A 26,287-nucleotide genomic window follows, 5' to 3' on the forward strand; every position below is an offset into this window, starting at 1 on the left:
CGGCGGTGACCCTCGGGGCGACCGCCGTGACGGGAAGGGGAAACGGCGCAAGGCCCTCGGAGGCCGAGGTCTTGGCCGGTCTGCCCGTCACGGTCACTCGCCCGGTCGGAACCCGCCCGTCGCCGGCGGCGAACGCCCGCAGGGGAGCGCATCCGCCGGCGGCGGCCGGGTTCCGCACAGCCTTTCCCTGCCAGTCCGAAGCGTCGGCACATGGCTGAGAAACGGGTATATTTTGCCGTTTTGTGTTCCCGCTGGCCTCACACATGGTCGGCGAGTGTACTCACCAGTCACCCTCAGCAGTGGAGAACTTCGCACATCTCTCGTCACCTTGACAGGGCCGCACTCCACCGCCCAAACTCCCGCGCCCCGCGCGCATATGACCAGGTCACGGCCGTCTCGCGCACACCATGCGCGGCCTGGCGCACTGTGCCGCACGGCGTCGGGCCACCCCGTTTTGAGAGTGTTCTAACACCTGACGCCTACTCAGCCGACACACACACCAAGGCCCGTCCGGCCAACTCCTGGCCGGAATAGCCCTTATCCCACCGCTCCGAGGGATCTAGCGTTGACTCCGTGACCAGATATGAAATCGGGTCACGGAGTCAGAGGGGGACTGACCGTGGACCGGGTGGAGCGTCGTGCACGCATCCTCGACGTGGCCGGGGAACTGCTCCTCGCCTGGGGCTACGACCGGGTGACGATCGATGAGATCGCCCGGCGCGCCAAGGTCGGCAAGGGCACGGTCTACCTCCACTGGAAGACCAAGGACGCGCTGTTCCTGGCAGTCGTCCTGCGGAGCCAATTCCGCAACCATCACCGGCAGGTGGCGCGCATGCGCGCCGATCCGCTGGACATCCTGCCGAGCCGGATGCTCCGCGGGCTCTTCTGCGACTTCCTGAATGATCCGGTGCTGCGGGCCGTATACACCGACGACGCCGACGTCCTCGGCCGGCTCAACGACACCGCGAAGAAGGAACTCACCGAGCTGATGGCCGAAGGCGACCGGACGCTGTGCCGCCATCTCGAAGTGCTGCGCGGGTACGGCCTGGTGCACGACGATCTCGAGGTGCACCACCAGCAGTACGCGCTGCTGGCCATGGCCACCGGCTTCTTCACGGGCGAGGCCCTGCTCGCCGGCCGGTCCCCGGTCACCCCGGAGGTACGCGCCGACATACTCGCCCGCACGGTCCGCGGCGCGCTGGAGACCCCCGGCGGGCAGAAGGCCGCGGCCGCCGCGGCGCCCGAAGTCATCGCGCTCTACGAACAGTTCGGGGAACTCACCCTGCGCGAGATCCGCCGGCAGGTACGCGACTGATCCGGCCGGTCCGGCCGGTCCGCCTGCCACGGCGGCGCGGCCGGCGCCGGACCGACTCCCTCACCGACCTCCCAGACCGACTCCCGACCCGGAGGAGAACGAAAGATGTCGGCATTACCCACCTCACCGTTCGCCGCACACATCGGGAAACACCCGGGCGAGCCGAACGTGATGGACCCGGCGCTGCTCACCGACCCGTTCGCCGGCTACGGCGCGCTGCGCGAGCAGGGCCCGGTCGTACGCGGCCGCTTCATGGACGACTCACCCGTCTGGCTGGTGACGCGGTTCGAGGAGGTCCGCCAAGTCCTGCGCGACCAGCGGTTCGTGAACAACCCGGGGGCGCCCGCCCTGGGCCACGCGACCGAGGACAACCCGCTCATCAGGCTGATGGACATGCTGGGCCTCCCCGGGCACCTCCGCCCCTACCTGCTCGGATCGATCCTCAATTACGACGCCCCCGATCACACCCGGCTGCGCCGCCTGGTGTCGCGGGCCTTCACGGCCCGCAAGATCACCGACCTGCGGCCGCGGGTCGAGCAGATCGCCGACGCACTGCTGGCCCGGCTGCCCGAGCACGCCGAGGACGGCGTCGTCGACCTCATTCAGCACTTCGCCTACCCGCTGCCGATCACGGTCATCTGCGAACTGGTCGGCATACCTGAAGCGGACCGCCCGCAGTGGCGGAAGTGGGGAGCCGACCTCGTCTCGATGGAGCCGGACCGGCTCGCCACCTCGTTCCCGCCGATGATCGAGCACATCCATCAGATGGTCCGGGAGCGGCGCGGCGCGCTCACCGACGATCTGCTCAGTGAGCTGATCCGTACCCATGACGACGACGGCGGCCGGCTCAGCGACGTCGAGATGGTCACCATGATCCTCACGCTCGTCCTCGCCGGTCACGAGACCACCGCTCACCTCATCAGCAACGGCACGGCGGCGCTGCTCACCCACCCCGACCAGCTGCGCCTGCTCCGGGACGACCCGGCCCTGCTCCCCCGTGCCGTCCACGAGCTGATGCGCTGGTGCGGGCCGGTGCAGATGACCCAGCTGCGCTACGCCGCGACCGACGTCGACCTGGCCGGCACCACGATCCGCCGGGGCGACGCCGTCCAACTCGTCCTGGTGTCGGCGAACTTCGACCCCCGCCACTACACCGACCCCGACCGGCTCGACCTGACCCGCCACCCCGCGGGCCATGCGGAGAACCATGTGGGCTTCGGCCATGGGGCGCATTACTGCCTGGGCGCCACGCTCGCCAAGCAGGAGGGCGAGGTCGCCTTCGGCAAACTGCTCGCGCACTACCCGAAGATGGCGCTGGGCATCGCACCGGAACGCCTGGAGCGGACGCCCCTGCCGGGCAACTGGCGGCTGACCGCGCTGCCGGTGCGGCTGGGGTGAGCACCGCTCTCGCGGCAGGCCGCTCGGACGGCCTGCCGCCGGGGGCCCGGGGCTTCAGCGGATACGGCTCGTCTCAGCGCGTACGGCTCGCCTTCAGCGAGTACATGAGGGGGACGCGGGGCCGCTCGCCGGGGAACCGGTGGTAGCCGTCGTCGTCACGTCGCAGCGCGGCGAAGCGCTGGAACATCGTCATGTCGTGTTCGTGCAGGAAGTCGATGCGCAGGCCGGCGCCGGCCAGGGCCGAGACGACCTCTCCGAGCGGGTGCTGCCATTCGACACTGCGGTTGTGGACCGTCGGTGCGTCGAAATCCGCGTACGTACCGGGGGTCTCCTCCACCCATGCCTCGCGGCTGAAGTAGTCGTGGACGAGGCGCGATCCGGTCTCGTCGTCCAGGGCGTCGCACAGCGGGTGGAATTCGGCGAGGTAGAGGAAGCCGCCGGGAGCGACGAGACAGGCGGCGGTGTCGGCCCAGCGCTCCAGGTCCGGGAGCCAGTTCAGGGCACCGATGCCGGTGTAGACGATGTCGTACGCGGTGTCGGGGACGGCTTCGGCGGCGTCATAGACGTCGGCGGCGACGAACGCGGCGCGGTCCGGGCCGTAGCCGAGCTCGGCGGCCAGCTCACGGGCGGCGTCGATGGCGGGTTCGGAGAAGTCCAGGCCGACGACCCGGGCCGCACCGCGATGGGCCCAGGAGAGGGTGTCCTGGCCGAAATGGCACTGGAGGTGAAGGAGGGACCGTCCGGTGACGTCCCCGACCTCCGCGACCTCGAAATCACGGAGCACGTCGCGCGCCCGGCGAAATCCGTCCTGGTCGTAAAAATCGCTCACGGTGTGGAGGGCGACGCGCTCGTCCCACATCGCGCGGTTGGCCTCCCACCAGTCGTCGGGACCGGTGTGTCTTCGCATACAGCGAAGTTATCCACAGGCTTGTGGCCCTCGCCAACGGATTTCCCGCGCCGGGCGCAGAATGGGGCCCATGACTGACGAGACGACCGCAGACCCAGGCCCCGCCACCGCTCCGAACCCTTCGCACTCTTCACACGCGTCAACGGCCGACAGCCAGCACACAGCCGTGACGGGACCGGCCTCGGCCGGCCCGGTAGCGGTGACGGGCGGTGCGGCGAAGGACTCGGGCGGCCCGGCGGATACCCGCGGCGCTGAGGCCGCGATGCCGGACTGGGAGAAGCGCTTCCGCGCGCCGCGGATCGGGCTGCCGGACTGGGCCGAGGACGCCCCGGACCGCTCGTTGTTCGTCTCGAACGCCACCGGCACCTTCGAGCTGTACGCCTGGGACCGGGCGACCGGCAGCCGGCGGCAGGCCACGGACCGGCCGAACGGCACGACGGACGGCACGCTGTCGCCGGACGGCGAGTGGATCTGGTGGTTCTCGGACACCGACGGGGACGAGTTCGGCGTCTGGATGCGGCAGCCGTTCGCCGGCGGGCCGGATGAGCCGGCCACCCCGGGGCTCGCCGCCTCGTATCCGGGAGGGCTGGCGATCGGCCGGGACGGCACGGCGGTCATCGGGTGCTCCACGGACGAGGAGGGCTCGACGGTCCACGTCGTACGGCCTGGTGAGGCGCCGGTGGAGATCTACCGGCACCGCGAGTCGGCGGGCGTCGGCGACCTCTCGCACGACGGCTCGCTGATCGCCCTTGAGCACACCGAACACGGCGATGCGATGCACTCCGCGATCCGCGTCGTACGGCCCGACGGGTCCACGGTCGCTGAGCTGGACGACACCAAGGGCGGGACCGAGGAGCTGGGCCTGTCGGTGATGGGTTTCGCGCCGGTGGACGGGGACGCCCGGCTGCTGGTGGGGCACCAGCGGCGAGGTCGCTGGGAGCCGATGATCTGGGATCCGCTGACGGGCACGGAGACGGCCCTGGAGATAGACCTGCCCGGGGACGTGGGTGCCGACTGGTATCCCGACGGGTCGGCGCTGCTGGTGGAGCACGAGTACCAGGCACGGAGCGAGCTGTGGCGCTACGAGCTGGGCCGGCCGGGCGGCACGGGTGCCGCGGCCGGTGGTCCTCGGCTGACGCGGGTCGAGACCCCGGCCGGCTCGGTCTCGGGGGCGACGGCGCGGCCGGACGGCACGGTGGAGTTCCTGTGGTCGTCGGCGGCACAGCCCCCGGAGGTGCGGTCGACGAGCGGCAAGGTCGTGCTGGACCCGCCCGGCAGGAAGGCGCCCGGTTCGGTGCCCGTGCGGGACGTATGGGTGGAGGGACCCGGGGGCCGGATCCATGCGCTGGTGCAGCAGCCGGCCGGTGAGGGCCCCTTCCCGACGGTCTTCGACATTCACGGCGGCCCGACCTGGCACGACAGCGACGCCTTCGCCTCGTCCCCCGCAGCCTGGGTGGACCACGGCTTCGCGGTCGTCCGCGTCAATTACCGCGGCTCGACCGGTTACGGCCGTGCCTGGACGGATGCGCTCAAGCATCGCGTCGGGCTGATCGAGCTGGAGGACATCGCCGCGGTCCGCGAGTGGACGGTCTCGTCCGGCCTGGCGGATCCGGAGCGGCTGGTGCTGTCGGGCGGTTCCTGGGGCGGCTACCTGACCCTGCTGGGACTCGGCACCCAGCCGGAGGCCTGGGCGGTGGGCCTGGCGGCGGTCCCGGTCGCGGACTACGTCACGGCGTACAACGACGAGATGGAAGCGCTCAAGGCGATGGACCGGACCCTGCTGGGCGGCACCCCAGAGGAGGTCCCGGAACGCTTCGAGGCGTCGTCGCCGCTGACCTATGTGGACGCGGTGCGGGCACCGGTCTACATCTCCGCGGGCGTCAACGACCCGCGCTGCCCGATCCAGCAGGTGGAGAACTACGTCCAGCGGCTGGCGGACCGCGGCCATCCGCACGAGGTCTACCGCTACGACGCCGGCCACGGCTCCCTGGTCGTGGAGGAGCGCATCAAGCAGGTCCGCCTGGAGCTCGACTTCGCCCAGCGGTATGTGATCGAGAAGAACTAGAGACGGGAGCGGAGGCGGAGAGGGGGGCGGGAGAGGGACGAGTGGCAACGGGGGCGTCCCGCGGGTGCTCCCGGGCTCCGTGAGTGCTCCCGGGCTCCGCGGGTGCTCCCGGAGCCCGGGCGGGGCGGGTGGGGCGGTGGGCCCAGGACAGTGACAGCTGACGGGGCACCACTCTGGGAGGGGCGGGGAGGGGGGAGGGAGGGGGCGGGGCCCGGGGGCCCGGTCAGGCAGTGGCGTGATGTGCCAGCGCCGCATGAGGATCGGCGCCCTCGCTGGTGTGGTCGGTGTGCACGGTCGCGGCGGTGAGCCGGGGGACGGCGTGGATCAGGGCGTGTTCCGCGGCCACGGCGAGGGCATGCGCCTGCACCACGGTGAGACGGGAGTCCACGACGATGTCGGCCTCGGCCCGCAGGGTATGGCCGATCCAGCGCATCCGGACCTGGCCGACGCCGCGGACGCCGTCCACCGTGCGCAGAGCTGTCTCGGCGGCGTCGACGAGTCCGGGGTCGACGCAGTCCATCAGCCGCCGGTAGACCTCCCTGGCGGCGTCGCGCAGCACCATGAGGATGGCGGCGGTGATCAGCAGGCCGACGAGCGGGTCGGCCACCCGCCAGCCGAGGGCCGCGCCGCCCGCGCCGAAGAGGACGGCGAGGGAGGTGAAGCCGTCGGTACGGGCGTGCAGGCCGTCGGCCACCAGCGCGGCCGACCCGATCCTGCGCCCGGTACGGATGCGGTAGCGGGCCACCCATTCGTTGCCGATGAACCCGACCACGGCGGCCGCCGCGACCGCCCACAGGTGGGTGATGTCGCGGGGGTTCAGCAGCCGGTCCACGGCCTCGTAGGCGGCCAGCGCCGAGGAGACGGCGATCGTCAGCACGATGGCGATACCCGCAAGGTCCTCGGCCCGGCCGTAGCCGTAGGTGTAGCGGCGGTTCGCGGCCCGCCGCCCGAGGACGAAGGCGATGCCCAGCGGAACGGCGGTCAGGGCGTCGGCAGCGTTGTGGATGGTGTCGCCGAGCAGTGCCACCGACCCCGACAGCACCACGACCACCAGCTGGATCGCGCTGGTCAGGCCCAGGATGCCGAGCGAGAGCCAGAGAGTGCGCAGGCCCTCGCGGGAGGTCTCCATCGCGGTGTCGATCTTGTCCATCGCGTCATGGCTGTGCGGGGTGACGAGGTGGACGACCCGATGCCGGATCCGTGACCACCGGATCATCCGTGACCACCGGCCGGAACCGTGGTGGTCATGACGATCACGGTGAACGTGGTGGTCATGGTGACCCTGGGGGTCACGGTGCTCCTGGCGGTCATGGTGGCCGGGCTGACCCTGACCGGACGGGAGGGGGTGGTGGCCCTGGGCGTCATGGGCGTGAGGGGGGCACTGAGGGTGACGGGCGTGATCATGACCATGCGGGTGGGTGCTCTTGCCTGCCATATGGCCTACCGTGGCACGCCGATCCGATTGCGGCTACTGCCGTGATACGGCCTGCGACCAGGTGCGACCTGGTCGCAGTAGCGGGGTTGCGGCGGCCGGCTTCAGGCCCGCCGGGCCGGGGCCGCCGCACCCTCACCGGCGCCCCGCTCCTCGCCCTGAGCCGCGCCCCCCTGCGGCGCCGGCTCGCCCTCCGCCACGATGCCCAACGCCGCGTCCCTGGCGGCTTCGGCGTCACGGCGGAAGAGCCGGAACCACATGAAGACGACAAAGCCGGCGAAGACGAACCACTCACCGGTGTAGCCGAGGTTCTGGAAGGCCTTGAGGTCCAGGCCGCTGCCCTCGGCGGCGGCCGGGGGGACGGCGCGCAGCGGCGCCTGGGTGTCGGTGAGGGTGATCCAGGCGTCGTAGACCTCGTACGGCACGATGTTGACCAGCGATGCCGCGCTGATCATGCCGAGCTGTCCCGGTGGCAGCCCGCCGCCGGCCTGCACACCGTCGGTGCCCTGGTTCTCGGAGGCCTGCAGCGCGCCGGTGACCGTCACCTCGCCCTTGGGCGGCGCGGGCACCTTGGCCGTGTCGGCCTTCGAACCGGCGTCGCCGGGCAGCCAGCCCCGTACGACCGGCAGCGCCTTGCCGCCGTCCGTCCGCAGCAGATCGAGGACGTAGAAGCCCTGCTGCCGCCCGTGCTTGTCCTTCAAGGTGCGGTCAGGTACGAGCAGTTGATGCCCGGTGTCGTAGTGGCCGCGGGCGCTGGCCTGCCGTCCGGAGGTGACCGTGTCGACGGGCAGCAGACCGGCCAGCGGCCGGGCCGCCTCGGTCTTGGCCCGGGCGGAGCGGTCCTCCTGCTGCTGATGGGTGTTGACGCGGTCCTCGAAGCGGCTCAGCTGCCAGCTGCCCATGAAGAGGCACAGCGGAATCGCCAGTACGGCGAACACATTGATTCCCCACCACCGCGGGGTCAGCAGGAACCGGTACACACCACCACGGTACGGGGCCCTTGCGGCGGGGCCGCACCGCCCCCTCCGGCCTCCCCCGGCCATGCCCCTGCCGTCGCCTCCTACGGCGCGGCCAGCGCCTCGGTGCGGTACACCGTTCCGGCGCAGGCGTCCGTGACCTTGGCGTCGGCCGCGGAGGGTTCGCCGGCCTCCGGCGTATGGGTGAGAACGATTCCACCGGACGCGCTGCCGCCCCCGGCTCCCTCGTCGCCGCCCGCCTGGCCGCCACCGCTGCCGCCACCGCCGTCGCCCGGCGCCGTGGCCCCGGCGTCCGGGGACTGCCCCGGGTCCTTGGAGGGTGCGGGGGTGGGCGAGGGGCCGGGATTGACGCATCCGGTGGTGCCGCCGCCGGACTGCGGGATCCAGGCGAACTTGACCTCGTACGCCTCTCCCGGCTTGAGAACCAGCTGGTCAGGGGTGGTGGCCGGGTCGGGAAGGCCGGTGGCCTCATCACCCGAGGTGTGGTCGACGACGTGGATGCGGTCAGGGTTCGTGGAGCCTTGTGCGACCAGTCCGACGGTGCCGCCGCCCTCGACGGAGCATGCGGCGCCGGAGGTGTTGACCACCCGGAACGTGCCGTAGATGCGGCCCGTGGAGTCCGCGGGACCGACCGTGCTGCTGCCGTTGCCGAGCTGGTCGCGCCCGCAGACCGGCGAGGTGACGTCCATGGTCTCGTCCGGGCCGGGGGTGCCGGCGCCCGCGCCGGGGCCCGCGCCGTTCTTCCCCCTGGCCTGGCCATCGCCCTGCGGCTCGCCGCCGCCCGGCGTCTCCCCGCCCTGCCGGGTCGGCCGCGGGCCGGCCTGCTCGGTGCCTTCGCCGTGTGTGCCGCCGGTACCGCCCTGGGCGTGCTGGTTGCTCGCCGCGTTGGCGGCCCGTTCCTCGGAGCCGTCGGCGAGGTTCACCACATGGACCATGGCGGGGAGGGACGTCCCGCCGAGGAGCAGCGCGGCGGCCGCGCCCAGGACGGCGTGCCGACGGCGCTGACGGCGGGCGGGCACCGCACGGCGCAGCTGTTCCAGCGCGTCGGGCGCGGGTTCGAGGCCGCCGACGCTGGACTGCAGCAGCCGCCTCAGGTCGTCCTCGCCACCGAAGCCGCCGAAGCCGCCGGTGGGGTGGCTGCGGCCGTGACCGTCGTCCGCGCCGCCGCCGAAGGCGGTGCCGCTGTGCTCCTCGCTGTCGCTGCCGTACGCATGGCCGTCGGGCCCCTCACCGGCGTCCGCTCGGTCCAGGGCACCGAGCGGGCCTCCCGCCGGGCCCGCGGGTGCTCCCCCGGTGCGCGCCGCTGCGTCGTCCGTAGGTGCCGCTGCCTCGTCCGCACCGAGGGATGCCTGCTCCAGGACACCGATGTCATCGCCGCCGGAATTTTGGCTTGATTTCGCGCCCCACCACGCCGTTTCGCCCCGTCGGCGGCCCGCGCGCAGCTCGTCCGCCGGGCGGCCCGCCCCCGGTTCGTCGCCCGGATGACCGGCTCCCCGCTCGCCTCCGGGGTGCCCCTGCGCCTCGCGCGCCGCGTACGGCTCACGTACCGGGTCGAGCGGCCGGCTCGACGCAACCGGGCCGAGCGGCCGGCCCGACGTGGCCGGGCACCCCGGACGGGCCGCGCCGGACGGGCCACACGCGTCGAACGGGTCGTACCGGCCGCGCGTCGTGCCACTCATGCGGGAGCCTCCATCGCGACGCGGAGCGCCGCGATGCCCCGCGACCCGTAGGCCTTGACGGAACCGAGCGATATGCCCAGCGTCTGGGCCACCTGCGCCTCGGTCATATCGGCGAAGTAGCGCAGCACCAGCACCTCACGCTGCCGGCGCTGCAGACCGCGCATCGCCTGGATCAACTGGTCCCGTTCCAGCAGGTCGTAGGCGCCCTCCTCGGCGCTCGCCATGTCGGGCATCGGCTTGGAGAGCAGCTTGAGACCGAGGATGCGGCGGCGCAGCGCGGAGCGCGAGAGGTTGACGACTGTCTGCCGGAGATAGGCGAGGGTCTTCTCGGGCTCGCGCACCCGTCCACGTGCGGAGTGCACGCGGATGAAGGCTTCCTGGACGACGTCCTCGCAGGAGGCGGTGTCGTCGAGGAGCAGCGCGGCGAGACCGAGCAGGGAGCGGTAGTGCGCGCGGTAGGTCTCGGTGAGGTGGTCGACTGTGGTGCCCGCTGCCATCGCGTCGTCAGTGTCCCCACGCTGCGGGGGAATCTGCGCGGGACGCGTGGTGGTGGGCCAGGGAGTGATCACTGGCATGCCCCCGGACCCAAGGGGCCGCGGCGGGCGCACTGTCGCGCCCGCGGCCCCCGCCGGGGCGATGGTGAATCCGAGTACCTCTGCCACGCTTGTTGGACACGCTTCCCCCTGTAAGGGTTGTACGCGCAAGGCATCGCTTTTGACGATGCATCAAATGCCCTCATGCGCACCAGCTCTTCCTGAATGCCCTAATTGCCCGACGCGAATTCCCCGATACCGGGGCCTCACCCTGCGACCCGCGGACATCCCGGGCCACCCCTGCGGGCGGCCACAAAGACGCTCCCCGCCCAACTGCCGGTTGCAGTCTGGCGGGGAGCGAATGGCCGGACAGGCCGTCAGTCCAGATCAAGAGGTTCGGACCGGTAATCCGCTCACAGAATCTTCACACGCTCCACGAAGTATCCCCCAGGCGGCAGGCACACGATGTCGTATCCCGCCAACTCGGCTCCCCACCAAGGCCGGAGCCCGCACCGGCATCCCGCCGCAACCGTTAAAGGTCCGGCCCCCTCAAGGGACCGGACCTCCCACCGCCCCCACGGGGGCCCGCCCTGCCCCTAAGGGCATCAGGCTCTCCCCCAGGGGCATCCCGCTCTATCCCCGAAGCTCCCCCGCCACCAGCTCCCCCACCTGCGCCGTGTTCAGGGCAGCCCCCTTGCGCAGGTTGTCCCCGCACACGAACAGCTCCAGCGCCCGCGGATCATCCATGGAGCGCCGCACCCGTCCGACCCAGGTCGGATCCGTACCGACGACATCGGCAGGGGTCGGGTACTCGTCCTCGGCCGGGTCGTCGCTGAGGACGACCCCGGGGGCGGCGGCCAGGATCTCGTGCGCACCGCCGACCGAGACCTCGTTCTCGAACCGGGCGTGCACGGTCAGGGAGTGGGTGGTGATCACCGGCACCCGTACACAGGTGGCGGTGACCGGCAGATCCGGCAGCCCCAGAATCTTGCGGGACTCGTTACGGATCTTGAGTTCTTCGGAGGACCAGCCGCCCTCCTGGAGCGTGCCGGCCCAGGGCACGACGTTGAGGGCGATCGGCGCCGGGAACGGCCCCAGCGTGTCCCCGGCGGCCCGGCGCACATCGCCGGGCGTGGTGCCCAGCTCCGTACCGGACACCGCGGACAGCTGAGCGCGCAGGGTGTCGACGCCGGCCTTGCCCGTCCCGGAAACGGCCTGGTACGAGGAGACGATCAGCTCGCTCAACCCGTACTCGGCATGCAGCGCCCCCAGCGCGACGATCATCGAGAGCGTCGTGCAGTTCGGGTTGGCGATGATGCCGCGCGGACGCACCCGCGCCGTGTGCGCATTGACCTCGGGCACGACGAGCGGCACGTCCCGGTCCATCCGGAACGCGCCGGAGTTGTCCACGACCACCGCGCCCTTGGACACCGCGACCGGTGCCCACTGCGCGGAGACCTCGTCGGGGACGTCGAACATCGCGACGTCGATGCCGTCGAAGGCCTCCTCGCTCAGCGCGACGACCTCGACCTGTTCACCCCGCACGGTCAGCTTGCGGCCGGCCGAGCGGGGAGACGCGATCAGCCGGATCTCGCCCCAGATGTCGGCCCGCTCGGACAGGATGCCGAGCAGGACCGAGCCGACGGCGCCGGTGGCGCCGACGACGGCGAGATGCGGCTTGGCGGCCTTACGGGCGTCCGCCCACGCCGTATCGGCGAGGGACGGACGGCCCGCCTCGGCCGGAATCATCGGCCGGTGCCGCCATAGACCACGGCCTCGTCACTGTCGGTGTCGAGACCGAAGGCGGTGTGCACGGCCCGTACGGCCTCGTTGACGTCATCGGCACGGGTGACCACCGAGATGCGGATCTCGGAGGTCGAGATGAGCTCGATGTTCACGCCCGCGTTCGACAGCGCCTCGAAGAAGGTCGCCGTGACACCGGGGTTGGTCTTCATCCCCGCGCCGACCAGCGAGATCTTGGCGATCTGGTCGTCGTAGCGCAGCGAGTCGAAGCCCACCGCCGCACGGGTCCGCTCCAGGGCGGCGACGGCCTTGCGGCCCTCGGCCTTGGGCAGCGTGAAGGAGATGTCGGTCAGACCGGTCGACGCGGCGGAGACGTTCTGCACCACCATGTCGATGTTGACCTCGGAGTCCGCGATCGCACGGAAGATGCGCGCGGCCTCGCCCGGCTTGTCCGGGACTCCGACGACCGTGACCTTCGCCTCGGAGGTGTCATGTGCGACGCCCGAGATGATTGCCTGCTCCATCGGCTGGTCCCCTTGCGGTTCGTTGCTGACCCATGTGCCCTTCAGCCCCGAGAACGAGGAGCGGACGTGGATCGGGATGTTGTAACGGCGTGCGTACTCGACGCAGCGGTGCAGCAGCACCTTGGATCCGGAGCTGGCCAGCTCCAGCATGTCCTCGAAGGAGATCCAGTCGATCTTCCGGGCCTTCTTCACGACCCGGGGGTCGGCGGTGAAGACACCGTCCACATCGGTGTAGATCTCACAGACATCGGCGTTCAGGGCGGCCGCCAGCGCGACGGCGGTCGTGTCCGACCCACCGCGCCCCAGCGTCGTGATGTCCTTCTTGTCCTGGGACACACCCTGGAACCCGGCGACGATGGCGATATTGCCCTCGTCGACGGAGGTCTTGATGCGGCCCGGCGTGACGTCGATGATCCGTGCCTTGTTGTGCACGGAATCAGTGATGACGCCTGCCTGGCTGCCGGTGAAGGACTGCGCCTCGTGACCGAGGTTTTTGATCGCCATCGCCAGCAGGGCCATGGAGATCCGCTCTCCGGCGGTCAGCAGCATGTCGAACTCGCGCCCCGACGGGATCGGGGACACTTCCTGCGCGAGATCGATCAGCTCGTCCGTCGTGTCGCCCATCGCCGAAACCACCACGACAACCTGGTTGCCGTTCTTCTTGGCTTCGACGACTCGCTTGGCAACGCGCTTGATGCCCTCGGCATCCGCAACGGATGAGCCGCCGTACTTCTGCACGACAAGGCCCACGTGCGCTCCTCGCAACTGTCTCATCGGGAGTTTCCTCCCGGACCCCCGGAAATGGGGGTACTGCGGTCGGCTCAGTCTAACGAGCAAGCGGAATCCGCCCTGCTGATACCACATCGTGAGACATGCGGCTCACTGGTTGATCACGGATTTTCACCGTGATCACCTGTCCCGTGAGTTCCACGTCCCGAGGCGGCTCCACAAGGCGCACCGTCGCGCCCGCTCGGCGAGCACATGCCCGCTTCTGGGCAGTACACACGAAAACGTAACCCAGGTCACAAGCTCCGGCCACGGCGACGAGACCCACGGGGCGGACGCCCCCGGCTCACATTCCCCGCAGCCCCAGTGGTCCCGCGATCTCCGCCACCATGACCTTTCCGGCCTCCTCGGCGAGCCGTTCCTCGTCGCCGGTGACGCCGCTGTCGGTGTCCAGGCCGTCCAGCTCGACCAGCGGCTGGTCGAGGCGTACGTGGGCGACCAGCGACTGCAGCGCGCGCAGGGCGGCCGAGGCGGTCGGGCCCCAGTTGGACAGGTAGGAGAACTGCCACCACCACAGGGCCTCACTGACCCGGCCCGCCCGGTAGTGCGCCAGGCCGTGCCTGAGGTCGGTGATGATGTCGGCCAGGTCGTCGGAGATCCGGCTGGCGACCGGCTCGCTGCGCGGCACATACGGGTCGAAGACCTCGGAGTAGACGTCCACCGGGTCGAGCAGGGCGGCGAAGCGCTCGCGCAGCTCGTCGACGTCCGGCTCCGGGCCGGTGTCCGGCTCGTACCGCTCGTCGGGAACGAAGTCCTCGTGGGCGCCCAGACGGCCGCCGGTGAGCAGCAGCTGGGAGATCTCCAGCAGCAGGAAGGGCACCGCGCTGTCCGGTTCGTCGCCCTTGGCGACCTCCGTCACCGCGACGATGAAGCTCTCGACCGAGTCGGAGATCGATACGGCGAAGTCGTCCGGGTCCTGTGTCGCGTTGTGCAGCGTGGCATCAGACATCGAGAAGTCTCCTCCCTTCGAAGGCCCGCCCGAGCGTGACCTCGTCCGCGTACTCCAGATCGCCTCCGACCGGCAGACCGCTCGCCAGCCGCGTCACTCTCAGGCCCATGGGTTTGATCATGCGGGCCAGATACGTGGCCGTGGCCTCGCCCTCGAGATTCGGGTCGGTGGCCAGAATCAGCTCGGTGACGGTGCCGTCCGCGAGCCTGGCCAGCAGTTCCCTGATCCGGAGGTCGTCGGGTCCCACGCCCTCGATCGGGCTGATCGCACCCCCGAGGACGTGGTAGCGGCCGCGGAACTCACGCGTCCGCTCGATCGCCACGACGTCCTTGGGCTCCTCCACGACGCAGATGACCGCCGGATCACGCCTCGGGTCCAGGCAGACCCGGCACTGCTCCTCCTGCGCCACATTGCCGCAGGTGCCGCAGAACCGGACCTTCGCCTTGACCTCCATCAGCGCGTTCGCGAGCCGGCGGACATCGGTGGGCTCGGCCTGAAGAATGTGGAAGGCGATCCGCTGCGCGCTCTTGGGACCGACGCCGGGCAGCCTGCCCAACTCATCGATCAGGTCCTGGACCACGCCTTCGTACACGGAACGTCTTCTTTCTCTTCTGCCGTGATGCGTACGCTAGTTGGCTACTCCTCAGAAGGGGAGACCCGGGATTCCGCCACCGCCCAGACCCTGGGCGAGCGGACCGAGCTTCTGCTGCTGGAGCTGCTGGGCACTGGCGTTGGCATCGCGGACCGCGGCCAGCACGAGGTCGGCGATCGTCTCGGCCGTCTCCTCGGCGGAGTCGGTGTCGACCGCCTTGGGGTCGATGACCAGGCCCGTGAGTTCACCGGAGCCGGTCACCGTGGCCTTGACCAGGCCGCCGCCCGCGGAACCCTCGACGGGTGTCTCCGCGAGCTCCTGCTGGGCGGCCGCGAGGTCCTGCTGCATCTTCTGGGCCTGCTGAAGCAGCTGCTGCATATTGGGCTGACCACCGGGGATCACGACGTGACTCCTGCCATACGACAACGTTTGTGCGGTAGCCCGAGCCTACGTGTTTCACGGGCCCCGCGCCCTACGCCGTAGGGAGGAGCACGGGTGTACGCCTGGTGTACGCCCGCTTACCCGTTCTCCGGCCCCGCGCCCCGGACTTGCCCACGCTGCGCCGCGCCGCCCATGCGGTGACCGTTCGTTGTCACGTGACCGCTTTCCGCTACGTGACCACGTGCTGCTGCACGCCCACCCGTAGTTGCGCTCTCCCCCCTCGGCTACTCGTTGTTGAACTCTTCCACCACGGTCGCGCCGAGTTCGCGGACGATCAGGTCGTGGCCGCTGAGCGCGGAGTCGACGAGGTCGGGATCGTCCTCGGCCGGCATGTCGTACTCGATCGACGTCGGCGGGGGCTCCGGCGGTGCGTAGGAGGTCTCCGCCCGGGACGCCGACTGCCCGCCGCCCGCGGACGCCGACGGGGAGACGGCCTCCCGCGCCATCCGGGCGCCCTGGCTGCCGCCGGCGCTGCCGCTGCCACCACCGGCCGCGCCGCTGCCCTGTCCGTACTGGCTCCCGGACGGCGGCGGCGATGACGGGCCGGCCTGCTGGGGCGGGGACTGCTGTCCGCCCTGCTGGGGCGCGGCGGGCGCCCCGCCGCCGAAGCCGCCGCCCCCTCCGCCGCCGAAGCCGCCACCGCCACTACGGGGAGCGCCGCCGGCCGGCGGGTTGGCACCGCCCGACGGGTCGACGATCGCCTCGACCCGCCACTGCACCTGGAACCGCTCGGCCAGCACGTCCTTGAGGACGTCCTCGCTGCCGCCGTTGGCGAAGCTGTCGCGGGCGCCGGCATTGGGGAAGCCGATCTGGAGCGTCGTGCCGTCGAAGCCGGAGACCTGGGCGTTCTGGCTCAGCAGGATCCACGTGAAACGCCGGCGGTCCTTCACCGCCTCCAGGATGTCCGGCCACATCTGCCGCACCTGAGCGGCACCCTGCGCCGCCCCCGGAGCGGCCCCGGCCTGGGGCTGCTGGGATACGGGCGGCGCGGGCGGGCCGGCCACCGGCTCGGGCGAAGGTGCGGGTGCGGGTGAAGGCGCGGGCGACCCGCCCTGCGGCGCCTGGCCCCCCTGCCCCGGCGCCACGGCCGTGGGCCACCCACCGGGCTGCCGCCCGCCACCGGGACCATTGCCGCCCCCACTGGCTCCGCCGCCCCCGTTGACTCCGCCGTGGGTTGCGCCGCCGCCCTGGCCCCGGCCCGTGCTCCCGGGCCAGGCTCCGGGGCGCGCTGCCGCGCCGTCACGGCCACCGCCCTGCGTCTCGGCCTGCGGAGCGGACGCCGGGCCGCCCTGCGGAGCCGCCGCGCCACCGCTGTCACCCCACTGCTGCTCTCCGCCGGACGCCGCCGGGGCAGCCGGAGCCGGCGCGGACGGAGCCGGAGCGGGGGGAGCCCCCGCAGGGCCCGCCGAGCCGCCGCTCACCGCGCCCCGCACCGCGGCACGCGCAGCAGCCGGTCCGGACGGCCCAGCCGCCGGCATCGCCGGATGAGCCTCCGGCCCCGGTACGTATCCGGCCGCGGGCCCACCACCGGACGCCACCACGGGCGCCGGCCCGGCCTCGGGGCCTCCCCCGGGGCCCGCACCGCCGCTCATGCCACCGGCCCCGCCGCCGCCCAGCAGCGCCGCACCGGCGCCACGCTCCAGGCGGTCGAGCCGCGCCTGCACCGACCGCTCGTCGTCGTACGCCGCGGGCAGCAGCACCCGCGCACAGATCAATTCCAGCTGCAGCCGCGGCGAGGTCGCCCCGCGCATCTCCGTCAGACCCGTATTGACCAGATCGGCGGCCCGGCTCAGCTCGGCCGCACCGAAGACGGACGCCTGCGCCGTCATCCGCTCCACCACATCCGCGGGGGCGTCGATCAGTCCCTTCTCCCCCGCGTCCGGCACCGCCGCCAGGATCACCAGGTCCCGCAGCCGCTCCAGCAGGTCCGCGACGAAACGCCGCGGGTCGTTGCCGCCCTCGATGACCCGGTCCACGACCTCGAAGGCCGCCGCGCCGTCCCCCGCGGCGAACGCCTCCACGACCGAATCCAGCAGCGAGCCGTCGGTGTACCCCAGCAATGCCGTCGCCATGGCATACGTCACACCGTCCGCACCGGCGCCGGCGAGCAGCTGGTCCATCACGGACATCGAGTCACGCACCGACCCGGCCCCGGCGCGCACCACCAGCGGCAGCACCCCGTCCTCGACCGGGATCTCCTCCCGGCCGCACACCTCGCCCAGGTACTCCCGCAGGGTCCCCGGCGGCACCAGCCGGAACGGGTAGTGGTGCGTACGCGAGCGGATCGTCCCGATGACCTTCTCGGGCTCGGTCGTCGCGAAGATGAACTTCAGATGCTCCGGCGGCTCCTCGACGACCTTCAGCAGGGCGTTGAAGCCCGCCGAGGTCACCATGTGCGCCTCATCGATGATGTAGATCTTGTACCGGCTGCTGGCCGGCCCGAAGAACGCCTTCTCCCGCAGCTCACGGGCGTCGTCCACGCCACCGTGCGACGCCGCGTCGATCTCGATCACATCGATCGAGCCCCGGCCGTTCCTGGCCAGGTCCAGACAGGACTGGCACGTCCCGCAGGGCGTGGGAGTGGGACCTTCCTCACAGTTGAGGCAGCGCGCCAGGATCCGCGCACTGGTCGTCTTGCCACAACCTCGCGGCCCACTGAACAAATAGGCGTGATTGACCCGGTTGTTCCGCAGCGCCTGCTGCAGCGGATCGGTCACGTGCTCTTGCCCGATGACCTCGGCGAAGGTCTCGGGGCGGTAGCGGCGGTACAGCGCAAGGGACGACACGCATACGACGATATCGGGCCGCACTGACAACCGACGGGCCCCGTAAACGCAAGCGCCCCCCACGCACCCGCCAGAGCCGACCTACCCTTGCTGCCTTCCGGCCCTGGGGGAGTTCAGTCAGATAGCGCCACGTGAGGGGCTGCGCACCACAGTAGCGGATCCCCCGCCCGGGAAACGAACCCACACCCCACCCCGGACCCACTCCGCTCCCCCTCCGGCCCCCTCCTCACGATCATGGTCGCGAGCACTCCCCAACGTCTTGTATTGTTTGCGGCGGAGGATTCGCCTAGTGGCCTAGGGCGCACGCTTGGAAAGCGTGTTGGGGGCAACCCCTCACGAGTTCGAATCTCGTATCCTCCGCCAGTGCTCTCACCGGGCACGATGTCGAAGGGCCCCACCGTTCGCGGTGGGGCCCTTCGACGTTCCTCAGCCCTCGTTGTTCTGGTTTTTGTCCATAGGGCCCTTCAGCGAGGGCCCCCAGATGGCATCCGCGAGCTTCCGCGCCACGTCCTTCAACATGGCATCGGGCACATGCAGGTACCGCGCGCGCATCCGGGCGGACGTGCCCGCCTCCCAGCCCATGATCTGGTCGATCACTCGGTCCGGGACGCCAAGCAGCATGAGAACGGTCGCGGCGGTGTGTCGGGCGTCGTGCAGGCGCCCGTCACGCACCCCCGCGTCGTCCAGCAGTTTCTTCCAGTCGTGGTAGTCCGTGTTCGGGCTCAGCGGGCCCCCGAGGGGTTTCGTGAACACGTAGTCTGACTCGGTCCACAGGTCCCCGGCGGTCTTACGCTCCCGGGCCTGAGCCTCCCGGTGCGTACGCAACATCAGGACCAGGGGGCCCGGCAGGGGCACTGCACGGCGCCCCGCGCGCGACTTGGTGTTCTTGGTCTCGCGCCGCATCTGCCTGCGCTTAGGGCAGTACCCCGCCTTCCGGCCGCACTCGGCCTCCCTGCACCCGTGCTCATACTTCGGCCGCAGCCGGTTCCGGCGCAGCTTCAGGTACTCGTTGTCCAGGTCCACGTCGGACCACCGCAAGCCCAAGGTCTCGCCCTGCCGCAGACCAAGCGCCAGCGCGAGCATCCAGCGGGCGCTGTTGCGGCGCTTGTTCACCTCGATCAGCAGGCTCTGCACCTCTTCGACCGAGTAGGGCTCGATCTCCTCTTCCGCGTCCTCCACCCGTGGCGGCTTGGCCAGCGAGGCGGCGTTCTTCGCGGCGTGGCCGCGCCGTACCGCCTCACCAAGGGCGGTACGAGCGGTGCGGTGGGCCTGGTGAGCCGTGGCGGGCTTGCTGCCGTTCTTCTGCATCCGGCGGTACAGGCTTTCCAGGTGCTCCGGCTCCAGGCGGTCGATGCGGTGCCTGCCAATGCCGGGAACGAGGTGCACGCGAACTGCTACCTCGTAGCCGTCGTAAGTGTTCTCACTGACGACGTCCTTAGCGATGTTCTCGACCCAGTGCCACAGCCACTTCTCAACCGTCCACAGCCTCCCGGGCTGTTGTGCGGTTCCCTGGTCACGCTGCTTCTCCAGCCGCTTGACCTCTTCGACCAAGGCGTCTTCCGAGGTACGGGTGATGTGCCTGCGGTAGGGCTCTCCGTTGTCCTTGTAGCCCATCGGCACGCGCGCGTGCCAACGGCCGTCCTTGCCGAAGTAGATGGCGGTTTCGCCGTTTGCCCGGCGGGTGCCCTTCTTCTTTTTCTCTGCCACAGGCAGGCTCCTGTTTCTTGGTGTCGGGATGGGGGCCGGGGCGGCGGGCTGTCCTGTCCGGGAGTGCCGCCGCCCCGGGCGTCGTCAAGCGGCTCGTTTGGCCGCGCGGCGGTGGGCGAGGTAGGCGGCCGGCGCGTCGGCAGGGACGCGGCGGAGACGGCCGACGTCGATGGACTCCAGCTCTCCGGAGCGGATGAGCCCGTAGCAGGTGGTCCTGCCGATGCGGAGTCGGCGGGCGGCCTCTTCGACAGTGAGTAGGACGAGGGTGGAATCAACAGCGGCGATGTCGGCCGTGTCCATGTAGGGATCCCCTTCGATCAGGGCGAGCTGTCCGAGGTTTGGATTTCTGCGTCACCGCGTCACCTGCGTCATACGCGCTTCTGACCTGCGCGTTTTTGGTGACGCAGAGCGTGGGAGGTGCGTCACCAGTGACACAGGCTGTCCGTCACGGTGACGCAGGTGACGCGGCGTGACGCAGAGGGCGGCCGTCTGCGTCACGGTCGTATGCCCAGGTCACCCGGCGTTTTTCGAGTCCCCGTGACGCAGGTGACGCAGGGTTTCCCACTTAGGAAAAAGAGAGGGGGTGTCTGTGGTGGTGCTGCGCGTCTCAGAGCGTGAAGAAGGAGCCGCTTCGCGGCGCGTCCATCGCAGGGCGGCGCCGCCGCCGAACAGCAAGAGGAGCACGCATGGCCCGTGGTGCTCCTCTTGCTCGTGTTGCTCGTGCGGTCGGGGCAACAGTCAGAACGGCTGCTGCTCGTGCGGGGGCGTGGCCGGTGAGCGGGTCATCTCGATGTAGCGGCCCTCCCTGGTGCGGCCCGAGTCGATGAGGACGCCCCGGGCGGCCAGGGTCGGCTGTAGACGCTTGAGACGGTCGGAGAGGACTTTGCCGGTGGTCGGCCACCCCTTGGGCAGGGGACGGAAGTCCTCGCCGGTGTAGAGGCGGGTGAGGCAGTGCAGCCACTCCGTGGAGGTCATCCGCTGCTCTACGCCCGGTTCGATGTCTGCGGCGTACCTGAGGACGGTCTGTGCCAGGAGGTCACCCTCGATCACGTCGTCGTTGAGGTCGTCCAGGCTGGCCCGGTAGGCGGTGAGCGCTCCGAGGCCGGTCGCCACGTCGAGCTGCGCGCACAGGTGCGCGAAGTCCGCCATCCGCAGATCGGTGGGCGTCTCAGCCTCGGCCGCGCGGACCTTGACCGTGAGGTCCAGGAGAGACCCGAGGACCATGGGCAGAACCTCTGTGTACTCCGCCCACAGCTCCGCCTCGGTACGCCGGACGCGGGGCCGCTCCAGACGCAGCGGCAAGAGCCGTTCGGCTAGGTCGGGCCGGATGACTCCCACATCGATGCCGGTCAGGAGCAGGGGACGACGGTAGCGAGCGCGGAAGACGTCCCCGTCGGTGAACAGGGCGCGCTTGACGTTCTCGGCGCCGGTCACGATGCAGCACATGGCGTCGGACAGGTCCGGCGTCATGTGGGAGAGGTTGTCCAGGGCCGTGACCCACCCGGCGGCCACAGCCGCGATCAGGTTCTCCTCATCCTTCGGAGCGCGGCGCAGGTCACCACTCATCCCCTCGATGATCCGCACCAGCATCCGGCCGCCGGTGGACTTGCCGGCGCCCTGCGGGCCGGTGAGGAACGGCGCAGGGACAGGCACGGACGGACCGAGGCAGCCGATCAGCCACGCGAGGGCCAGGCACTCGGTCTCCGCGGTGGCGAAGTTGCACAGCCTCAGCAGCTGGTCGATGCCCTTGCCGTCGGTGTCCTTGGCCGGCAACGGGAGTTCCCCGGTGAGCTGGGTGCGTCGCCAGCACACCTCGCGCGGGTCGGGGATGGTGATGTCCCACCCCGTGGGGTGGATGCGGACCGACTGACCGTCGCTGCGGCCCAGGTCCAGCCATGTCGCCCCGTCGAATCCGGGGGCAACGCGGATATGGACGGGCTGCACGTCCTCGGTCAGGGCGAGGGCTTCGATCAAGTCCAACGCCTCCTTGAGCGCGGTCCCGTTGAACACGCCGTGCCCGTCTTTGAACAGGCCGACCATGAGTTCCTGGCGGTGGCTGCCCGTCGTGCCCTGGGAGCGGATCGGGCGGGCCACGGGGTGGCCGTTCTTCTGCGCGTACACGGTCCCGTCGGCGGTGCGGAAGTACCGGAAGTGCGTCTGCGCGTAGTCGGTGATGACCTCGCGAGCGGGATTCTTCTCTTCGTCGGCCACGGTCACAGTCCCAACTTGGTGCGGGCGTTGGCCCATGCGTCGGTGCAGTGCCGGGGGGATTCCCCCTTGGCCTGCGCAGCGGCGAACAGGCGCACGACGTGGGCGTCGGTGAGGCAGCCGCACCGGCCATGCGCGGACAGCACGGCGAGGAACGTCCGGTACACAGTGGTGTGGACCCCGCTGGAGGCGCCGGTGATGCGCTGCTCTGCCATGGCGATGCCACGGTCCAGGTAGGCGGGCGTGCGGTGGCGGCACTCCCCGCCTCCGCCCTCTGCAGGCACGGCGACGGCGTGCGGTGCCGGGCGGGCCGTGGGGGGTTCCTTCACGGCCAGGGCGCGGACGGCGTCCGGCAGGGCGGTCATGGTGCCGGTGCCGGGCCCGAGAAAGCGGGCGTAGGACATGGTCGACTTGATGTCGACGCCGGGACGCACCGCGTTACGTGACGCCATGGTGCCTCGGTAGATCCAGTGCTCACCGCGAGTCGTCGACACGGTCCGCGTGGTCGGCAGGGTGCTTTGGGCCCAGGTGATGGCTTCCGCGTTATCGAGGTCTACCACGGTCAGCCCGGCGCCGCCGGGGTGGTAGCCGACGCAGACGGCCTGCCGCCACGCCGCAGCCCACGGGGGCGAGGCGATGACGGCGGGGTCGGTGGTGGCGGCGGCCCATGCATGGCAGATGCTGGCGCACTCGCAGGGACCGGCGTTCTTCATGTTCGGCCGGCCGCCGCACGCATTCCCCTTGCATGCTTGGCAGTTGCCGAACGGGACCTTTCCCGCCCGCAGGGGCAGCGGTGGCACGCCGGCCGCCGCGAGGGCCAACGCGATTCGCAAGTGGCTCTCGTCCGGGTGAGTCCCGTCGACGGGGCACCGGGCCTTGCAGTCAGGTGTCATGCTGTAGGTCTCCTGTTCTGCTACGTCGGGATTGGGAGACCGGGGGCGGTGGGCTGTCCTTGTCCGGGAGTGCCGCCGCCCTCGGGTGTAGCTAGCCGTGGAAGTGGTTGCGCTTGATCACGGCCTTGCGGATGTTCACGGTGGTGCCGCCCTGGTGGCCGCTCGCGCTGAAGACCTGCACGGCGATCCATCCGCCGAAAATCACGGCGGCCAGGACAATGAGCTGGGTGATGAACGCGGTGAGTGCGGCGATGAACGAGGTGAGCAGGATCAGCCCGCCGCACACGGCGAGGAACCCGACGCCCCCGAGAGCGACGTTCACGGCCGTACGGGACACAGCTGGCTTGACTGTGACCGGCTCAGGCTGGGCCGGGTCGACGGCATAGCCGGTGACGACACGGCCGTCGGGCAGGACGATGCTCGCCACCGCCGGAACGCTGCCGGGCTGCACCGACACGACCGGCGCCGGAGCGGCGACGGCGAGCGGGTACGGGGTGGGCTGGTGGACTTCCACGGCCCGCTGCACGGGTGGGTGGTGGGCGGGGTCGGGGTACATGCGGAATCCCTTCCGGCACTTGGCCAGGGAGGCTGAGGCACCCCCTTGAGGGGGCGCTGTGGAGGGGTGTTTGGGGGCCTGACCTGCGTGCCTCCCTGACTCCCTGAACGATCATTTGTGCAGGTCAGGGCCAGGGAGGCGGGTCAGGGAGGCGTTCAGGGAGTTCTCCCTGCCTCCCTGACCCGCCGGGGTTCGGCTCCCTGTCATCCGTCGGCGGAAGCGGAACCGTTCGCGTCGCGGTTGGCGAGGGCGCGGGTGACGCGGTCGCGGGTGACGACCATGACGCCGTCGGACTTGTGCGGCTCGGCGCCGGCGTTGTCCAGGACGCTCTTGAGATCGGTGAACGACCAGCCGCCGTAGGCGTCCGCGTTCCGCGCGGCGAGCCGCGCCAGCACGTCCTTCGTCCGCACGCGGGTCGCGCCGCCGACGACGGCGGCGATGTCGGCGAGCGGGTCGTGCTCTTCTTCTCGTTCGATGGCGTGCAGGGTGGTGACGCCGTCGCGCAGGGCCTTGGCCTGGTCGGTGATGGCCTTGGCGGCGTCGTCGTCGATGTAGTGCGTGCGCACGGTGATGGACGCCTGCCCGGCGGGAATCTCGATGCCGTCCGAGGCAACGACCAGCGTTCCCTTGTCCAGGCCCTGGCGCAGCAGGTGCGGCGCGGCCCCGCCGTCTACGGCCTTGTCTCCCAGAGCCATGCGGGCCTGCGACTCGGTCCCGAGGGCGAGGGAGGCGCGGGTGTGCGCGCCCTCGCGCACGAGCTTGGGAAGGTTCTGATCGGTGGGGTCCTGCGTGCCCTCCCACATCAGCACGTCGACCACCCGGCCCTGGTTGTGGACCTTGCGGACGCCCATGAAGTACCGGGAGACAGCTTTCGAACCGCCGTAGGGCCGGCCGTCCTCGTCCCTGACCGGACACATGAACGCCACCTGCGCTTCGTCCACGATGCCGATCAACGGGGCGAACACTGCCCCCGGGTCCCGTCGGCGGATCTCGATCCGGCGGTTCATCTCCTCGACCAGGCCCTCCACCATCTCGGTCGCCTCGATCACCTGCTCATCGGCCGGGCCCTGAATCAGCACCGTGGCGAGGCCGTCGAACATGGCCCAGTCTCCGGCGCCCTTGAGGTCGGCGATCCGGAACTCCACCCGGTTGTCCAAGCAGGCCCACAGGGCGAGCGCCCGCAGCGCGGCCGTCTTGCCCTGGTTGGACAAACCCGTGATGAGCAGGTGCCGCTGATGCAGGCTCAGCGCGGCGGCATCCCCGCGCAGGTCCTGGCCCCAGGGGGCGCGGCCCTTGGCGTAGTCGGCCCTCAGCGACTCGTCGGTGACCAGTGGCGACGGGCCGATCGGCTCGTCCAAGGCTCCCGAGTCGGCGATCCACAACCGCACCGTTCGCGCGGCCTGCGGGATGGTGATGAACACTTCGTGCTCATGCCGGGTCAGATTCTCGGCAAGTTTCCTGCGCTTGCTCTGCACCTCGTTGGTCGAGACCCCGGAGGGCAGGGTGACGTCGACTTCCACACCGCATCCGGCGATGGTGATCGGCCCGAGCATGGACGCGCCAGCGTCACCCATCTCCTTGATGGCGTTACGCAGCGCCGGGACTCCGAGGTCGCGCAGGGCCTTGACCACGATGGACGGCGTGATCGGCTCACCCTCACCGTTGCGGACGTTCGCGGGCAGCGCCCAGTTCGGGGCGGCCTGCTGCTTGCGGCCCACCGACCACAGGGCCAGCAGCGCGAGGAACGGGCCGATCGCGAGCGCCGGGCCCCAGACAACCTGCACGATCCGGATCAGCAGAGCGATGAAGTCGATGGTCGCCGACAGGGGGGTGATCACGTCGCCGACGTGCCCGGTGTTGAGGGCCATGACGACTCCGAGGGCGACCAGGACACCGATGCTCATGCCGGCGCCGACGGCCACGCCCTTGGCGGCCTCCACGGGCGAGTGCAGGAGGTCCATGCGGCGGTGGTGGCGGGCGGCGCGGAAGCGCTGCAACCGCTCCTCCCACTCCTCGGCCGCCTCAAGGTTCCCCGCGGCTTCCGCCGCCCGGATCATCCGCTCATAGCGGGAGCCGGTGCGGCCGTCCCAGGCGCGGCGGGCCACGATCCGGCCGCCGTTGAGGGTGTAGAGGCTGTGCCGGGCCGCCGCGCGGACCGTCGCCCTGGTCGACTCGTGCGTGGCGGCGCCCTTGACGGCGCGGCCGGAGCGGACCCACAGCGGCACGGGCGCCGCCGGGGCTGGGTCGGGCACGACGGTCAGCACGGTCGGGGCCGTGTCGTCGGTCGGAGGGTCGGTGGGCTTGTGGAGGTGAACGACGTTCTCAGACATGCTGAACGTGCTCCTGACTGCCCCCTCGGGGGCGGGAGTGAAGGAGAGGGCCGGGGTGGCCGTGTCCGTGGAAAGAGGCGGCCACCCCGGCACCGAACTGGGCGGGTCAGAACCAGCCGGACGACTTCTTCTTGGCCTTGTCGCGGGCGGCCTCGGTGATGAGCCGCTGACGCTCGCCGTGCAGGGCGGTCAACTCGGCATTCAGCCGCATCTCGGCAGCACTGCCGGTGGAATCGATCTGCTCCTCGGCACGGCCGGTGCTGCGGCCCCGGGCGGCGCGGTAGGAGCCGCCGGCCAGAGCGCGGGCCATGGCCCGGCGCTCACGGCCGTTCAGCGGCCACGACTCGCCCCGACGGACCGCTTCCAGCTTCTTCTCGGTGGCCCGGATCTCACGGTCCAGGCGGCGCAGTTCGGAGTTGGCCATGGTCAAGGACTCCTCGGGGTGTGAGGTGCGAAGGTGCTTGCG

Annotated in this window: 22 protein-coding genes, 1 tRNA gene and 1 other RNA gene; 5 read left to right on the plus strand and 19 right to left on the minus strand. The window is 70.8% G+C overall.

Going from position 1 to position 26,287, the window contains the following annotated elements; translation table 11 throughout:
* The first annotated feature begins 628 nt into the window (after nucleotides 1–628).
* Complete coding sequence (locus tag ABZ851_RS00825; RefSeq protein WP_361120238.1) at nucleotides 629–1,315, plus strand: helix-turn-helix domain-containing protein; 687 nt, start codon at nucleotides 629–631, stop codon at nucleotides 1,313–1,315.
* A gap of 105 nt (nucleotides 1,316–1,420) precedes the next feature.
* On the plus strand, nucleotides 1,421–2,713 hold the full coding sequence (locus ABZ851_RS00830) for a cytochrome P450 (RefSeq protein WP_361120241.1): 1,293 nt from the start codon (nucleotides 1,421–1,423) through the stop codon (nucleotides 2,711–2,713).
* Nucleotides 2,714–2,786: 73 nt separating this feature from the next.
* Here ABZ851_RS00830 and ABZ851_RS00835 read toward each other — a convergent pair whose 3' ends face one another.
* Nucleotides 2,787–3,620, minus strand: a complete 834-nt coding sequence (locus tag ABZ851_RS00835) for a methyltransferase domain-containing protein (RefSeq protein WP_361120244.1) — start codon at nucleotides 3,618–3,620, stop codon at nucleotides 2,787–2,789.
* Nucleotides 3,621–3,882: 262 nt separating this feature from the next.
* On the opposite strand from ABZ851_RS00835, the gene ABZ851_RS00840 reads away from it, so the two are divergent.
* Entirely contained in the window at nucleotides 3,883–5,685 is a 1,803-nt protein-coding gene (locus ABZ851_RS00840) for a prolyl oligopeptidase family serine peptidase (protein WP_361121741.1), read from the plus strand.
* Nucleotides 5,686–5,908: 223 nt separating this feature from the next.
* Here ABZ851_RS00840 and ABZ851_RS00845 read toward each other — a convergent pair whose 3' ends face one another.
* Nucleotides 5,909–6,901: a cation diffusion facilitator family transporter gene (locus ABZ851_RS00845; RefSeq protein ID WP_361120247.1), complete on the minus strand. Its 993-nt coding sequence runs from the start codon at nucleotides 6,899–6,901 to the stop codon at nucleotides 5,909–5,911.
* A gap of 30 nt (nucleotides 6,902–6,931) precedes the next feature.
* On the opposite strand from ABZ851_RS00845, the gene ABZ851_RS00850 reads away from it, so the two are divergent.
* Entirely contained in the window at nucleotides 6,932–7,165 is a 234-nt protein-coding gene (locus ABZ851_RS00850; RefSeq protein ID WP_361120250.1) for a hypothetical protein, read from the plus strand.
* Nucleotides 7,166–7,221: 56 nt separating this feature from the next.
* On the opposite strand, the gene ABZ851_RS00855 is transcribed toward ABZ851_RS00850, so the two are convergent.
* The 10 genes from ABZ851_RS00855 to ffs form a co-directional block, all read right to left on the minus strand.
* Nucleotides 7,222–8,097, minus strand: a complete 876-nt coding sequence (locus ABZ851_RS00855) for an SURF1 family protein (RefSeq protein ID WP_361120253.1) — start codon at nucleotides 8,095–8,097, stop codon at nucleotides 7,222–7,224.
* Nucleotides 8,098–8,177: 80 nt separating this feature from the next.
* Nucleotides 8,178–9,773 (minus strand): hypothetical protein, encoded by a 1,596-nt coding sequence (locus ABZ851_RS00860; RefSeq protein ID WP_361120256.1) that lies wholly within the window; start codon nucleotides 9,771–9,773, stop codon nucleotides 8,178–8,180.
* Complete coding sequence (locus ABZ851_RS00865) at nucleotides 9,770–10,348, minus strand: SigE family RNA polymerase sigma factor (RefSeq protein ID WP_361120259.1); 579 nt, start codon at nucleotides 10,346–10,348, stop codon at nucleotides 9,770–9,772. Before ABZ851_RS00865 ends, ABZ851_RS00860 begins: the two co-directional genes overlap by 4 nt.
* Before the next feature lie 591 nt (nucleotides 10,349–10,939).
* Nucleotides 10,940–12,055: an aspartate-semialdehyde dehydrogenase gene (locus tag ABZ851_RS00870; RefSeq protein ID WP_361120262.1), complete on the minus strand. Its 1,116-nt coding sequence runs from the start codon at nucleotides 12,053–12,055 to the stop codon at nucleotides 10,940–10,942.
* Nucleotides 12,052–13,323, minus strand: coding sequence for an aspartate kinase (locus ABZ851_RS00875; protein ID WP_129298571.1), 1,272 nt, complete (start codon nucleotides 13,321–13,323; stop codon nucleotides 12,052–12,054). Before ABZ851_RS00875 ends, ABZ851_RS00870 begins: the two co-directional genes overlap by 4 nt.
* Before the next feature lie 322 nt (nucleotides 13,324–13,645).
* Nucleotides 13,646–14,308, minus strand: coding sequence for a DUF5063 domain-containing protein (locus ABZ851_RS00880; RefSeq protein ID WP_088799021.1), 663 nt, complete (start codon nucleotides 14,306–14,308; stop codon nucleotides 13,646–13,648).
* Nucleotides 14,301–14,900 (minus strand): recombination mediator RecR, encoded by a 600-nt coding sequence (recR, locus tag ABZ851_RS00885; protein WP_018089931.1) that lies wholly within the window; start codon nucleotides 14,898–14,900, stop codon nucleotides 14,301–14,303. Before recR ends, ABZ851_RS00880 begins: the two co-directional genes overlap by 8 nt.
* A 51-nt stretch (nucleotides 14,901–14,951) precedes the next feature.
* Entirely contained in the window at nucleotides 14,952–15,302 is a 351-nt protein-coding gene (locus ABZ851_RS00890) for a YbaB/EbfC family nucleoid-associated protein (protein WP_093484352.1), read from the minus strand.
* A 263-nt stretch (nucleotides 15,303–15,565) separates the two neighbouring features.
* A complete protein-coding gene (locus ABZ851_RS00895; protein ID WP_361120267.1) occupies nucleotides 15,566–18,127 on the minus strand; it encodes a DNA polymerase III subunit gamma and tau in 2,562 nt (853 codons plus the stop codon).
* 45 nt (nucleotides 18,128–18,172) lie between these two features.
* An RNA gene (ffs, locus tag ABZ851_RS00900) (signal recognition particle sRNA small type) lies at nucleotides 18,173–18,271 on the minus strand.
* A 131-nt stretch (nucleotides 18,272–18,402) separates the two neighbouring features.
* Between ffs and ABZ851_RS00905 the strand changes: the two genes are divergently transcribed.
* Nucleotides 18,403–18,490: transfer RNA gene (locus ABZ851_RS00905), tRNA-Ser, on the plus strand.
* A gap of 63 nt (nucleotides 18,491–18,553) precedes the next feature.
* Here ABZ851_RS00905 and ABZ851_RS00910 read toward each other — a convergent pair.
* From ABZ851_RS00910 to ABZ851_RS00940, 7 genes are all read right to left on the minus strand, one after another.
* Nucleotides 18,554–19,834, minus strand: a complete 1,281-nt coding sequence (locus ABZ851_RS00910; RefSeq protein WP_361120270.1) for a site-specific integrase — start codon at nucleotides 19,832–19,834, stop codon at nucleotides 18,554–18,556.
* Between the two features lie 84 nt (nucleotides 19,835–19,918).
* Nucleotides 19,919–20,134 carry an excisionase family DNA-binding protein gene (locus ABZ851_RS00915; protein ID WP_361120273.1) on the minus strand — a complete coding sequence of 72 codons (216 nt, stop codon included), beginning with the start codon at nucleotides 20,132–20,134 and terminating at the stop codon, nucleotides 19,919–19,921.
* Between the two features lie 438 nt (nucleotides 20,135–20,572).
* A complete protein-coding gene (locus tag ABZ851_RS00920) occupies nucleotides 20,573–22,045 on the minus strand; it encodes an ATP-binding protein (RefSeq protein ID WP_361120276.1) in 1,473 nt (490 codons plus the stop codon).
* A 2-nt stretch (nucleotides 22,046–22,047) separates the two neighbouring features.
* Complete coding sequence (locus tag ABZ851_RS00925; RefSeq protein WP_361120278.1) at nucleotides 22,048–22,935, minus strand: bifunctional DNA primase/polymerase; 888 nt, start codon at nucleotides 22,933–22,935, stop codon at nucleotides 22,048–22,050.
* 91 nt (nucleotides 22,936–23,026) lie between these two features.
* Nucleotides 23,027–23,491 carry a hypothetical protein gene (locus ABZ851_RS00930; RefSeq protein ID WP_361120281.1) on the minus strand — a complete coding sequence of 155 codons (465 nt, stop codon included), beginning with the start codon at nucleotides 23,489–23,491 and terminating at the stop codon, nucleotides 23,027–23,029.
* A gap of 203 nt (nucleotides 23,492–23,694) precedes the next feature.
* Nucleotides 23,695–25,821 carry an FtsK/SpoIIIE domain-containing protein gene (locus tag ABZ851_RS00935; protein ID WP_361120284.1) on the minus strand — a complete coding sequence of 709 codons (2,127 nt, stop codon included), beginning with the start codon at nucleotides 25,819–25,821 and terminating at the stop codon, nucleotides 23,695–23,697.
* A 106-nt stretch (nucleotides 25,822–25,927) separates the two neighbouring features.
* Nucleotides 25,928–26,245 (minus strand): hypothetical protein, encoded by a 318-nt coding sequence (locus tag ABZ851_RS00940; protein ID WP_361120287.1) that lies wholly within the window; start codon nucleotides 26,243–26,245, stop codon nucleotides 25,928–25,930.
* Between the last annotated feature and the right edge of the window lie 42 nt (nucleotides 26,246–26,287).

The organism is Streptomyces sp. NPDC047049 (genome assembly GCF_040643995.1).
Classification (GTDB): Bacteria; Actinomycetota; Actinomycetes; order Streptomycetales; family Streptomycetaceae; genus Streptomyces; species Streptomyces mooreae.